We start from the raw sequence: 12,529 nt of genomic DNA, 5'->3' as shown, positions 1-12,529 counted from the left end.
AAACCGAATATCTTATATTTAATACCGTCTGTCAAGATCTAACGCTGATATAATGGCAAAAATCGAATGAAAAGGCCGTCTGAAATGACTTTAGAGCAATGGTTGCGCCAATCGGCGCTGCCGAAAAACGAAGCGCGTATGTTGCTGCAATACATCAGTGGTTATTCGCGTGTGCAGTTGATTACGCAAGGCGATGCTGAGATGCCGTCTGAAATGGCGGCTAAATTGGCTGTAGTGGCACAACGCCGTCTGAACGGCGAGCCGATGGCCTATATTTTGGGCGAACGCGAATTTTATGGACGGATGTTTGCCGTCAACCGGAATGTCTTGATTCCGCGTCCAGAAACCGAACATTTGGTCGAAGCGGCAATGGCGCGTTTGCCACAAGGCGGCCGGGTTTGGGATTTGGGTACGGGCAGCGGCGCGATTGCCGCGACCATTGCACTCGAGCGGCCGGATGCGCAGGTGCGGGCTTCCGACATCAGCAGCGGTGCCTTGGTTATTGCAAAAATGAATGCACAAAATTTGAACGCGTCTGTAGAATTTGCTTCAGGCCCGTGGTTTGATGTCGACAGGCCGTCTGAACCGTACAACTATGATGTGATTGTATCGAATCCGCCGTATATCGAAGCCGATGACGAACATTTGTTGCAGGGTGATTTGCGTTTTGAACCGCAAAGAGCACTCACCGATTTTTCAGACGGCCTGAGCGGCATCCGCGAATTGGCCGCCGGTGCACCAAAGTATTTGAAATCCGGCGGCTGGCTGCTGCTGGAACACGGCTGCAATCAAGGCGAAGCAGCGCGCAGGATTTTGACGGCAAACGGATTCGCCCAAGTGGAAACGTTGCCGGATTTGGCCGGGCTCGACCGCATTACTTTAGGCCAACGGCTTGCATGATTTCAGACGGCCTGCAATCAGACAGGCCGTCTGAAAGTTATCTGTGGTAAATATTTCTGTTTGCCGGTTTGTCGGGGGCCTTCTTTTGCTGAATCCATGGGAACGAATTACATGGAAACAGTCATAATACGCATACGTTTAGTATCGCATGTATCGTGAAAACGACCTGGCAGAAGGAGGACTGACATGACTTCATACAAAAAATATTGTGCCGTGGCGTTGATGTCGGCGGCGTTGGTGTTGCCAAGTACCGCCGTACACGCGCGTGGCACATCGGATCAAACCAAAGCCGCGTTGGTCGGCGCGTTGGTCGGCGACGGCAAAAGTATGTTGCTCGGTGCAGCGGCAGGCAGCTTGGCCGGTAATGCGTATGCTTAATACAATAAAAAAACATGGATCAAAAAGACCATCGTGGCTACCGTTATGCCAAAGTGTCCAACAAAAAGTACAAGAAATACAAAAAATATTCGAAATCCCGCCGTCATCATTATGATTGGGACGGATAAATCTGCAACCATGTCTGTATGAATAAATATACGGTTGGGTTTGGTTCTAAACCTGAGACCTTCGCAAAACCTTTCCCAACGGATAAAAGGTTACTATGATTACCAAATAACCCAACCTTTTCCCAAACCCCTAAAATCCCCTAAATTCCTTTGAAACCGGATTTTAGAGGATTCTCCCCATGGGCCGCTTTTTCAAACAAACCGCCGAAGCTGTGATTGCCAAGCATACCGGCCACTTTCCATTGCTTAAAGCCCACATCATTACCGGTTTTCGGCAACCGTTATCCCGAACAGCAAAAAGCCGTTATGCCCGTCACAACGGCAGCCGTCCCCCTTGTTCATGACTGTCCGTGTCCAACGCCGTTTTACCCGGCCGATGGCACAGCCTATCCGACCCCGGACACAGCACCGTTACCCGTAGGCTTTTAACGCTGCCGCGGTTTTGACGAACCCCCACAGCACACTCTGCCGCTACCGTAACCGGCTGGCGCAAAACAATACCCTTTCCGAACTGTTGGATTCGATTAACCGCCAACTGGCCGGGAAAAGGCTTAAAAATCCAAAGTACCAAAGCTGCCGTTATTATCCAAACCGCCGACCGACGATAAGCAGTGACGAGGGATTGAAACCGATGAAAACGGCGTATCTTCAGAAAGCACACCCGGTAAAGATAAGATGCCCGCCGGGTAAAGAAAGATGGTAAGTTCTCCTTCGGCTGCAAACAACACACCCGTACCGACGATAAAGGTTATCTCGAAAAGCGGCACATCAGTCCTGCAGACGGACACGGGTGCAACCACTTCGAACTGCGGTTTAGCGATATTGCCCGAGGTGTCAGGGTTAATACAGCGTGTCTTCAGAAAACACACCCAGTAAAGACAAAGCCGACGATAAAGGTTATGGCGGCAAAGCCGACCGGGCGCTGTTTCACAGCAAAAAACTTTCAGACGGCATGATACGTAAAACGTACAGAGGCCGTCCGTTAACCGAAGAAGATAAGAAATAAGCCGTTGCCGAAAACGCGTTATGTCATGGAACAGCGTTTCGGGACGCTGCGCCGTACATTCCATCCAACCGTGCTTCTTATTTCGGATTGCTGAAAGTCGCAGCGCAAAGGTATTTGAAAGCAATTTGTGCCAACCTAACTAAAGTCTGCCAGCAGGCTCCGTGTGCCTGCTGCGGCCTGAAAGGGTAAATACGCCCTGAAGACAGGGAATACGGGGGCGGTAGGGCGTTGGACATGAGAAAAAGCCTACTTAATGACCTAAGTCAGCTTTTTTGATTAAGGCTTTGCAAAGGGTTTGGGGGTATGGGCATTCCACAGAAAGTTGGTTGGCGTCAGGCTTCTTGATCGCTGTTCATGTGCGTCATTACCGTTTTAAAACGGTAATGACGCAGCTTACATATGCCAAGATTTCGTAAATATAGTGCTACGGCAAAAAATAGTGCTACGGCAAACCAGTAATCAATATCAAGGCCATTGATTGTATGTTTCATACTAAATCAGGCTGAACCAATAAAACAGTGTCCGTCATAATCGGATACCGGCCCGATAATCCGGCCATTGAGATTCAGCCATATTGTATTGAAATTCGAAACTTATATTTCATCAACAGTCAGCCGATTGCATATCATGGCTGAAAATCACTAAGCCGAATGACTGGGTTATCGGGTCGGGACCTGATTATGACGATATGAGGTTGATTCGATTTTTTAAAGGCCTCAAGCTTTCAATGCGGCCGCTTTTTTTGCCAAACGGGTAATGGTGGCCCAATCTTGGTTTTTCACGGCATCTTTCGGGGTCAGCCATGAGCCGCCGACACACAAGACGTTCGGTAATGCCAAGTATTCCGGTGCGCTTTCCAAAGTAATGCCACCAGTCGGGCAGAAGCGGATGTCGGGATACGGACCGTAAAGTGCTTTGAGCATGGCTTTGCCGCCGACTACTTCGGCAGGGAACAGTTTCAATGTGTCGATGCCGTGTTCCAGTGCCAATTGTACTTCGCCCGGTGTGGCCACGCCCGGAATCAATGGAATGCTGCTTTGTTGGCTGGCTTTGGCCAAGGCTCCGTGCAAACCCGGGCTGATGGCGAATACCGCACCGGCATCTTCCACGGCTTTGAGTTGTTCGGGGTTGGTAACCGTACCTGCGCCGACGATGGCATTAGGTACTTCTCTGGCAATCAGGCGGATGGCGTCAACGCCGACCGGCGTGCGCAAGGTAATTTCCAGCGTCGGAATGCCGCCTTCAACCAAGGCATGTGCCAAGTCAACGGTAGTGGATAAATCGTCGATCGCCATCACAGGGATAACCGCACCTGCACTTAAGATTCCGCGTGGGCTGAATGTTGCAGACATGTTTTTTCCTTGAAAGTAAGTTTACTTCGTTAATGGGTTTCAGACGGCCTTGAATATAAATCAACAGGCCGTCTGAAAGGTATTCAGGCGAATTCACCGCCAAAACTCATGGCGCCGGTTTCTGCCGAGCTGGTCATGCTGCGGAAGTTGGCAAACAGTTCGCGGCCGCAGCCTTGTTGGTTGTCACTCAAATCAATTTGCCCGACTTCGCGTGCCGCCCATTCGGTTTCGTTGATTAAAACGTTTAATTCGCCTGTAATCGAATCAAAGCGGATTAAATCGCCGGTGCGGATTTTGCCAATGCCGCCACCCATCAGGGCTTCAGGGGTCATATGGATGGCTGCCGGTACTTTACCTGAAGCGCCTGACATGCGGCCGTCGGTCAAGAGCGCAACTTGGAAGCCGCGGTCTTGCAAAATACCCAAAGGCGGGGTAAGTTTATGCAATTCAGGCATGCCGTTTGCGCGTGGGCCTTGATAGCGCACCACACATACGAAATCGCGCTCAAGTTCACCACGGTCAAAGGCTTCCAATACTTCCCGTTGGTCGTTGAACACGATGGCAGGTGCTTCAATTACGCGGCATCCTTCGCGGATGGCGGATACTTTGATCACACCTCGACCGATGTTGCCTTGCATCAGGCGCAAACCGCCGTCAGGCGAGAACGGATTGTCGATTTTACGCAGAATGTCGCTGTTGCCGCTTTCAGTCGGAGCTTCACGCCATTCCAGTTTGCCGTCAATCAAGAACGGCTCTTGAGTGTAGTGGCGCATGCCGCGGCCGACTACGGTGTCGACATCGTCATGGAGCAAGCCTGCGTCCAACAGTTCGCGAATCACAAACGGCAGGCCGCCGGCTGCGGCGAAGTGGTTCACGTCGGCTTTGCCGTTCGGGTACACGCGAATCAGCAATGGAATGATGGAGGAGATTTCGTCAAAATCATCCCAGTTAAGAATCACACCGGCCGCACGCGCCATGGCCACTAAGTGCATGGTGTGGTTGGTCGATCCGCCGGTGGCCATCAGGCCGATCAGTGCATTGATGAATGATTTTTCAGTGAGCATTTCACCCAAAGGCATGGCGGTGCCGTTGCGGATGCCTTGTGCCAAGTGGGCGGCACCGTAGCGGGTAAGCGCTTCGCGCAAATCGGTATAAGGATACACGAACGCGGCAGCCGGTAAATGTACGCCCATCATTTCCATCATCATTTGGTTGGAATTGGCAGTGCCGTAGAAGGTACAGGTGCCCGGGCTGTGGTAAGAGCCCATTTCGCTTTCGAGCAAGGCATCGCGGCCGACTTTACCTTCGGCAAACAATTGGCGGGTACGCGCTTTGTCTTTATTGCTGATGCCGCTGGCCATCGGGCCGGCCGGCAGGAAAACCGCCGGAACATGGCCGAACGCCAAGGCACCAATCATCAGTCCGGGTACGATTTTGTCGCACACGCCCAAATACAGGCCGCCGTCGAACATTTGGTGCGACATGCCCACAGCCGTGCTCATGGCAATTACGTCGCGTGAGAACAAAGACAATTCCATGCCGGCATAACCTTGGGTAATGCCGTCACACATGGCCGGTGTACCGCCGGCTACTTGCGCGGTGGCATCGTTTTTCCGGACTTCGTTCTTAATCCAATCGGGGAAATCTTTGAAAGGTTGATGCGCCGAAACCATGTCGTTGTAAGCGGTGATGATGCCTAAATTCGGCACGGTTTCCTGCAGCATTTCGATTTTGATGCTTTTGGGCATGGAAGCATAGCCGTGCGCGAGATTGCTGCAACCCAATTGATTGCGCTCCAAGCGGCCTTGTTGTTTGGCCGCATGGATTTTGGCTAAATATTTGGCGCGCGTTTTTTGGCTGCGGTCGATAATACGCTGGGTAATTTCCGAGAGTTTGGGGTGGGTAGGAGTGTGGCTCATGTATGGCTCCTTTTTTGGTCGTCCTGTACGACTCGATTTTAGATTTTATGTGGGCGGCTGAGAGGCCGCCTGAAAAGAATTGAAGCTGATTTGCCTGATATTATAATACAAATATTGTAATATTGTTACATTTAATCTGATTTGGCGGCATGGAAATTTGATGCAAGTCTTGGTTTTGGTTGTTTGTAAGAAATTGTAATTACGAATGTGTTAAAACCTTAAACTGGGTCAAATAATTTCTGAAAATGGAGATAGACAAAATCTGTAGCGGTGTGTAGTATTACTACTAAATTTACTGGTTTCGCTGGATTATCAATGGGCAAAACCCGGCCGGGTCTTCAATATGATTTGGTATGCATCTGATTTTACGCGGATTTTCACGTTAAGGTTTGTGGGTTTTATAAAAATTTTTAAATGGCATTAAGCCTCTTCTTGATGAAAGATGAAACAATGAGTATTCAAACAAATTTTGATTTGGTGTTGTTCGGTGCGACAGGCGACTTGGCCATGCGCAAATTGCTGCCTTGTCTGTACCAGGCGCATGTTGCCGGATTGTTGCATCCGCAAGGGCGCATTTTAGGTGTGAGCCGCAGCGAAATGGACACCGAAAGCTTTTTGGCTAAAGTTGAAACCAACTCGAAAATCCATGTAAAACAGAATTTCTCCGATGAGCAATGGGCATCTTTCATCAAGCGTATCGAATATCTCACAGTTAACGTGACCTGCCCTGAAGACTTTGCCGCTTTGGGTAAAAAAGTCAAATCCCGCGTTGAAACCGAAAGCGTGGTGGTTTACCTGTCTACTGCGCCGAAATTCTTTGCCCAAGCCTGTGAAAATCTGGCTTCAGTGGGCTTGAATGCCGACAATGTGCGCGTGGTACTGGAAAAACCGCTGGGCACTGATTTGGTATCTTCGCAACAAATCAACAACGATGTCGGCGAATACTTTAAAGAAGAGCAAATCTACCGCATCGACCATTATCTGGGCAAAGAAAGCCTGCAAAACGTTTTGGCATTGCGCTTTGCCAACGTGATGTTTGAATCGATGTGGAACAACAAATACATCAAGAGCGTACAGCTGACGATTGCCGAACAATTGGGCGTGGAAGAGCGTGGTGAGTTTTACGACATCACCGGCGCATTGCGCGACATGGTGCAAAACCACTTGATGCAAATGCTGTGTATGACTGCGATGGAACCGCCGAAAAGCTTGGATGCCGATGATGTGCGTGATGAAAAAGTGAAAGTCATCAAAGCGTTGAAGCCGCTGACCATTGAATCGGTTAATGATAACGTAGTGCGCGGCCAATATGCGGCTGCCGGTGAGATGAAAGGCTATTTGCAGGAATTGAACGTCCCGGCTGAAAGCTTCACTGAAACTTATGTCGCCATCAAAGCCGAGATTGAGAACGAACGTTGGCAAGGCGTGCCGTTTTATCTGCGTACCGGCAAACGCATGGCTGACAAAGTGGCTGAAATCGTATTGAATTTCCATGATTTGGACAACCATATTTTTCCAAACAGCAAACCGCTGGCCAACCGCTTGGTGATTGAGTTGCAGCCGTTTGATTCCGTGCGCTTGTGTGTGCAAGTGAAAACACCGGGTACGGGCAATCATGTTGAAGTCACGCCGATGACCATTGATTTGGATAAACAATTGGAAGGCCGCCGTCCGGAAGCATACGAGCGCCTGTTGCTGGATGTGATTAACGGCAATTTGGCCTTGTTCAACCGCCGTGACGAATTGGAAGCCGCATGGGAATATGTGATGCCGATTCTGGACAATTGGGCGCAAAACACCCAGGCACCACACCGCTATGCCGCCCATTCGTGGGGGCCTGACGCGGCACGCGAGTTGTTGGCGCGTGAGGGCGACAAATGGCATGAAGATCAGTAATTGCGTTTCAGACGGCCTTGATTGATTAAGCCGTTGGAAAAGGCCGGATTGTAGGCACTTTTTATACGGAACCGCTTTTGTCTTTTTTTTGCCGAAATAATTATTTTTGGATTTTCAGGTATCGTCAAAAGCTATTCGGCTTTGCCGTGCTGCCCGGCTTCTTTGCAAGATGCAAAAATCCCCAAACGGGTCTTCAGGCAAAAACAAAAAGGGCAAACAATGCCGGAATTTCCTACAATTTAAGGCCGTCTGAAAATGCGTGATCGGTTTGAAGTAAAATACTTCAGATGGCCGGATGATCAAATCATCAGGCAGGCCGTCTGAAACCACCACAAAGGGTGACGGCCCGTCTTGATTCGGTCAGGATTTCAGACGGCCTATCGAAATTAAAAGCCGTCCGAAAAAAAGGAGCGCACTATGTTTACTTGGCACGAATATGAAAATGCAGCGTTTACTGCCCGCGCGCAAGCCGATGCGGTGGCCATCAGGCTGCAAAATGTTTTGGATGAAAAAGGCAATGCGGTGTTGGCGGTATCCGGCGGCCGCTCGCCGATTGCTTTTTTTGAAGCCTTGTCGCAAAAAGACTTGGATTGGGCGAATGTGAGTGTCGGTTTGGCAGACGAGCGGATTGTGCCGACCAATCATTCCGACAGCAACACGCGCCTGGTGCGCGGACATTTGTTGCAAAACAAAGCAGCGGCAGCCCAATGGATTCCGATGGTGGAGGACGGGAAAGCCGAAATTGAATTACAGCCGAAAGCTGTAGTAGATTATGCGCTGAAACAATACAAACATCCTGACGTGCTGGTGCTGGGTATGGGCGGTGACGGTCATACGGCTTCTCTGTTCCCGTACGCGCCGCAATTGCCGGAGGCAATTAATCTGGAAAACAACCTGACCCTGATTCACACCACACCGGTCACTGCAGCGCACGAGCGTGTAAGCATGACTTTGGATGCGATTTTGAACACGCCGAATGTGTTTTTGGCCATTCAGGGCACGGATAAAAAAGCCGTGTTTGACAAAGCGGCGGAAAAGCCGAATGCCGATTATCCTATCAGCCTGATTTTGAATAACGAAAGAGTGGATTGCCATGTCTTCTACACCAACTGATTTCCCACGTCTGGTCGCCGACATCGGCGGCACCAACGCCCGTTTTGCGCTTGAAGTTTCGCCGCAGCAAATTGAACAGGCGCATGTGCTGCCGTGTAGGGATTACGACACCATCATCGATGCCGCACGCGAATATTTCCGCTTGACCGGCCATCCGAATGTCGCCCATGCTGCGGTGGCGATTGCCAATCCGATTGTGGGCGACTGGGTTCAGATGACCAATCACCATTGGGCGTTTTCCATCGAAACCACCCGTCAGGCATTGGGTTTGGAAACCTTGATTTTTCTGAATGACTTTACCGCGCAAGCCTTGGCAGTGACGCAGACCGAAGATAAAGATTTGGTACAAATCGGCGGCCAATGTCCGGCCGAGCATCAACCCAAAGCAGTCATCGGCCCCGGCACAGGTTTGGGTGTGAGCGGCTTGGTACACAGTCCGGCCGGTTGGGTGGCTTTGGCGGGCGAGGGCGGTCATACCAGTTTTCCACCGTTTGACGATATGGAAGTGAACATCTGGCAATACGCCAAAAACAAATACGGCCATGTCTCTGCCGAGCGTTTCTTGAGCGGTGCGGGTTTGAGCTTGATTTACGAAGCCTTGGCCGTCAAAGAAAAAGCCAAACCGAGCAAGCTGACGCCGTCTGAAATCACTAATCGTGCTTTAAGCGGCACATCGCCTTTGTGCCGTCAAACCTTGGATATCTTTTGTGCCATGTTGGGCACGGTGGCATCCAATCTTGCGCTGACCTTGGGTGCGCGTGGCGGCGTGTATTTGTGCGGCGGCATCATTCCGCGCGTATTGGAATACTTTAAAAACTCGTCATTCCGCAGCCGTTTTGAAAACAAAGGCCGCTTTGAGGCTTATCTGGCCGCCATTCCGGTATTTGTCGTTTTGAGTGAATTCCCCGGCATTACCGGTGCGGCCGCGGCCTTGGACAATCATTTGAAAAACGTTTTAAGCAAATAAATCGGCAATGCGGAAAAACAGTCTGCCACATTTTCGATAACAGATAGGAATTACCATTATGTTAAGTAAAATTAGTGAGTCATTGCCGAATTTGTCCGGCGCGGAACGTAAAGTTGCCGAATCTGCATTGGCTGAACCGAAATGGTTTGTGCATGCGGCTGTAGCCGAAATCGCCGAGCGCGCTTCAGTCAGCCAGCCGACAGTAATCCGTTTCTGCCGCAGCTTGGGTTATAAAGGTCTGCCGGAATTCAAATTGGCTCTGTCGGCCAGCATCGGTCATGAAGGCATGCCTTATGTGCATGAAGAACTGAATGCCGACGACGACATGAACAACGTGGTGGAAAAGGTATTGGGCAATGCCGCTGCTTCTTTATTGGGCGAGCGTCGTTACCTGAAAGAGGCGGAGTTGGAAAATGCCATCGCTACCTTGATGCATGCCCGCCGCGTTGAGTTTTACGGCGTCGGTAATTCTGGCATTGTGGCTCAGGATGCGCAGCATAAATTTTTCCGTTTCGGCATTTCAACCGTCGCCTACGTGGACACCCACACCCAACTGATGGCGGCATCAGTGTTGACCGATAAAGACGTTTTGGTGGCGATTTCCAATACCGGTTCATCGATTGAATTGCTGGATGCGGTCAGCATTGCCAAGCAAAACGGTGCCGCCGTGATTGCGGTGACCCGTGCCGAATCGCCGCTGGCACAATTGGCCGATTGCGTTTTGAGCGTGGCCACGCAGGAAAACGCCGAGCTTTACACGCCGATGGTGTCGCGTTTGCTGCAATTGGCCGTGATTGACATTTTGGCTATCGGCTTGGCTTTGCGCTTGGGCGATCAAGCCAGCCTGCAACTGCAAAAAAGCAAAAGAAGTATTCACAATAAACACGTTGAATATGGTAGGGACTAAAAATCATGAAATACCTTCACGACTTACCAAGCTGGTCGAAATTGTGGAAACATTTTGATCAAACCAAAACCGACCACATGCGCGCCATGTTTGAGCAAGACCCAAAACGTGCCGAACGTTACTGGTTGCAGGTGGGCGGTTTGACCCTTGATTATTCCAAAAACCGCATCAATGACGAAACTGTGTCGTTACTGCTCGATTTGGCACGCGAAGCCGGTGTGCCCGAGCGTATTAAACAAATGTTTCACGGTGAAAAAATCAACTTAACTGAAGACCGCGCAGTGTTGCACATTGCTTTGCGTAACCGTACCAACTCCCCGATTGTCGTAGATGGCGAAGACGTTATGCCGAAAGTCAACCATGTGTTGCGCCGCATGGGCGAATTTGCGCATGAAGTGCGCAGTGGTAACTGGTTGGGCTATACCAATCAAGTGATTACCGATGTGGTCAATATCGGCATCGGCGGTTCGGATTTAGGCCCTTTGATGATGTGTACTGCGCTGAAACAATACGGTCATCCGCGCATGCGCATGCATTTTGTATCTAACGTTGACGGCTCGCAATTGCGCGATGTGTTGGAAAAAGTGCATCCTGAGACCACGCTGTTTATCATTGCTTCCAAAACCTTCACCACCCAAGAAACCCTGACCAACGCCTTAACCGCACGCGAATGGTTCTTGGCGCATGCAGGAGACGAAAGCGTGGTGGCAAAACACTTTGTGGCTGTATCGAGCAATAAAAAAGCCGTGTCTGAGTTCGGTATCGATACTGCCAATATGTTTGAATTTTGGGATTGGGTTGGCGGCCGTTACAGCCTTTGGTCGGCGATCGGCTTGCCGATTATGCTGTTTTTGGGTGAAGAAAATTTCATCGAAATGCTCAACGGCGCACACCTGATGGATCAGCATTTCTACAACACACCACTGGAACGCAACATGCCGGTGATTCTGGCTTTAATCGGTATTTGGTACATCAACTATTATGGTGGCGGCAGCCATGTGATTGCGCCGTATGACCAACATCTGCACCGCCTGCCGAAGTTTATCCAACAGCTTGACATGGAAAGCAACGGCAAACAGGTAACACTTGACGGTCAAGCCGTGAAGTATGAGACCTCGCCGGTTATTTGGGGTGAAACCGGTATCAACGGCCAGCATGCCTTTTTCCAATTGCTGCACCAAGGCACGCACATCACGCCGATTGACCTGATTGCCTCCTTGGAAAAACGCAGCAACTTACGTGGCCACCATGAAATCCTGTTGGCTAACGTATTTGCCCAAGCCGAAGCCTTTATGCGCGGTAAAACACCGGAAGAAGCGCGTGCCGAATTGCAGGCACAAGGCTTAGACGAAGCGCGCATTGAAGAATTAGTGCCGCACAAAACCTTCTCTGGCAACCGCCCGGCCAACTTAATCCTGATGGATAAAGTCAACCCGCGCAACATGGGCAGTCTGATTGCTTTGTATGAACACAAAACCTTCGTGCAAGGCACCATTTGGGGGATCAACAGCTTCGACCAATGGGGCGTGGAATTGGGCAAGCAATTAGCCAAAACTATTTTGGCGGAATTGACCGGCGAAAGCGAACTGCAAAAACACGACAGCTCTACCGAGCGTTTGATTCATCTGTATTTGAATACCAATAAGTAATTCAGTATCGATTAAAGCAAGGCCGTCTGAACAATATTGTTCAGACGGCCTGTTTTGATTGAAGTAAGACATTGGAAAAAATGGCTGTTTGAATAAAAACAGCGGATTAACTTAGGGTTTAAGAAGCAAACTCATAAAACTTTATGGTAAGCTTCTGATATCTATATTAAAAACAAGTACCCAAAGTCCGGTAAACTTTCTGAGCAGAAATTCCGGCAAATATTACACCTTTCTGCCTCAGGTTTGACTGCTTCCGACACAGCCGGATTAACGGCTGCCAGTGTCCGAAGTGCCAACAACCCGTTCCCCAAACT

9 protein-coding genes and 1 pseudogene are annotated in these 12,529 nt (G+C 50.1%); 8 read left to right on the top strand and 2 right to left on the bottom strand.

All coding sequences use genetic code 11. The annotated features are described in order from the left end of the window. The first annotated feature begins 84 nt into the window (after window positions 1-84). From prmC to C7N83_RS00795, 3 genes and pseudogenes are all read left to right on the top strand, one after another. Complete coding sequence (prmC, locus tag C7N83_RS00805) at window positions 85-900, top strand: peptide chain release factor N(5)-glutamine methyltransferase (protein WP_106739912.1); 816 nt, start codon at window positions 85-87, stop codon at window positions 898-900. Between the two features lie 186 nt (window positions 901-1,086). Then, on the top strand, window positions 1,087-1,278 hold the full coding sequence (locus C7N83_RS00800) for a hypothetical protein (protein ID WP_106739910.1): 192 nt from the start codon (window positions 1,087-1,089) through the stop codon (window positions 1,276-1,278). 307 nt (window positions 1,279-1,585) lie between these two features. Beyond that, a pseudogene (locus tag C7N83_RS00795) lies at window positions 1,586-2,593 on the top strand (transposase). Window positions 2,594-3,128: 535 nt separating this feature from the next. Here C7N83_RS00795 and C7N83_RS00790 read toward each other — a convergent pair. Together C7N83_RS00790 and edd are read right to left on the bottom strand one after the other, a co-directional pair. Beyond that, on the bottom strand, window positions 3,129-3,764 hold the full coding sequence (locus tag C7N83_RS00790) for a bifunctional 4-hydroxy-2-oxoglutarate aldolase/2-dehydro-3-deoxy-phosphogluconate aldolase (RefSeq protein ID WP_106739908.1): 636 nt from the start codon (window positions 3,762-3,764) through the stop codon (window positions 3,129-3,131). 83 nt (window positions 3,765-3,847) lie between these two features. Beyond that, window positions 3,848-5,683, bottom strand: coding sequence for a phosphogluconate dehydratase (edd, locus tag C7N83_RS00785; protein ID WP_106739906.1), 1,836 nt, complete (start codon window positions 5,681-5,683; stop codon window positions 3,848-3,850). Window positions 5,684-6,133: 450 nt separating this feature from the next. On the opposite strand from edd, the gene zwf reads away from it, so the two are divergent. The 5 genes from zwf (at window position 6,134) to pgi (ending at window position 12,215) form a co-directional block, all read left to right on the top strand. Further along, window positions 6,134-7,579: a glucose-6-phosphate dehydrogenase gene (gene zwf, locus C7N83_RS00780; RefSeq protein ID WP_106739905.1), complete on the top strand. Its 1,446-nt coding sequence runs from the start codon at window positions 6,134-6,136 to the stop codon at window positions 7,577-7,579. A 417-nt stretch (window positions 7,580-7,996) separates the two neighbouring features. Next, window positions 7,997-8,692 (top strand): 6-phosphogluconolactonase, encoded by a 696-nt coding sequence (pgl, locus tag C7N83_RS00775; RefSeq protein WP_106739903.1) that lies wholly within the window; start codon window positions 7,997-7,999, stop codon window positions 8,690-8,692. Next, window positions 8,673-9,659 carry a glucokinase gene (locus C7N83_RS00770; RefSeq protein WP_106739902.1) on the top strand — a complete coding sequence of 329 codons (987 nt, stop codon included), beginning with the start codon at window positions 8,673-8,675 and terminating at the stop codon, window positions 9,657-9,659. The genes pgl and C7N83_RS00770 overlap by 20 nt, the downstream gene beginning before the upstream one ends. Window positions 9,660-9,717: 58 nt before the next feature. After that, window positions 9,718-10,566 carry a MurR/RpiR family transcriptional regulator gene (locus C7N83_RS00765; RefSeq protein ID WP_106739900.1) on the top strand — a complete coding sequence of 283 codons (849 nt, stop codon included), beginning with the start codon at window positions 9,718-9,720 and terminating at the stop codon, window positions 10,564-10,566. Window positions 10,567-10,571: 5 nt separating this feature from the next. Beyond that, window positions 10,572-12,215 carry a glucose-6-phosphate isomerase gene (gene pgi / locus C7N83_RS00760; protein WP_106739899.1) on the top strand — a complete coding sequence of 548 codons (1,644 nt, stop codon included), beginning with the start codon at window positions 10,572-10,574 and terminating at the stop codon, window positions 12,213-12,215. Window positions 12,216-12,529 lie beyond the last annotated feature (314 nt).

The sequence above is a fragment of the Neisseria iguanae genome (genome assembly GCF_003013245.1).
Taxonomy (GTDB): domain Bacteria; phylum Pseudomonadota; class Gammaproteobacteria; order Burkholderiales; family Neisseriaceae; genus Neisseria; species Neisseria iguanae.
The sequence above is the reverse complement of the archived record's forward strand: the minus strand, read 5'-3'. Positions and strand labels throughout refer to the sequence as shown.

Bases quoted from the DNA above. Each gene is read 5' to 3' on its own strand.
- prmC (WP_106739912.1), top strand. From the start codon at position 85: ATGACTTTAGAGCAATGGTTGCGCCAATCGGCGCTGCCGAAAAACGAA.
- C7N83_RS00800 (WP_106739910.1), top strand. From the start codon at position 1,087: ATGACTTCATACAAAAAATATTGTGCCGTGGCGTTGATGTCGGCGGCG.
- C7N83_RS00790 (WP_106739908.1), bottom strand. From the start codon at position 3,764: ATGTCTGCAACATTCAGCCCACGCGGAATCTTAAGTGCAGGTGCGGTT.
- edd (WP_106739906.1), bottom strand. From the start codon at position 5,683: ATGAGCCACACTCCTACCCACCCCAAACTCTCGGAAATTACCCAGCGT.
- zwf (WP_106739905.1), top strand. From the start codon at position 6,134: ATGAGTATTCAAACAAATTTTGATTTGGTGTTGTTCGGTGCGACAGGC.
- pgl (WP_106739903.1), top strand. From the start codon at position 7,997: ATGTTTACTTGGCACGAATATGAAAATGCAGCGTTTACTGCCCGCGCG.
- C7N83_RS00770 (WP_106739902.1), top strand. From the start codon at position 8,673: ATGTCTTCTACACCAACTGATTTCCCACGTCTGGTCGCCGACATCGGC.
- C7N83_RS00765 (WP_106739900.1), top strand. From the start codon at position 9,718: ATGTTAAGTAAAATTAGTGAGTCATTGCCGAATTTGTCCGGCGCGGAA.
- pgi (WP_106739899.1), top strand. From the start codon at position 10,572: ATGAAATACCTTCACGACTTACCAAGCTGGTCGAAATTGTGGAAACAT.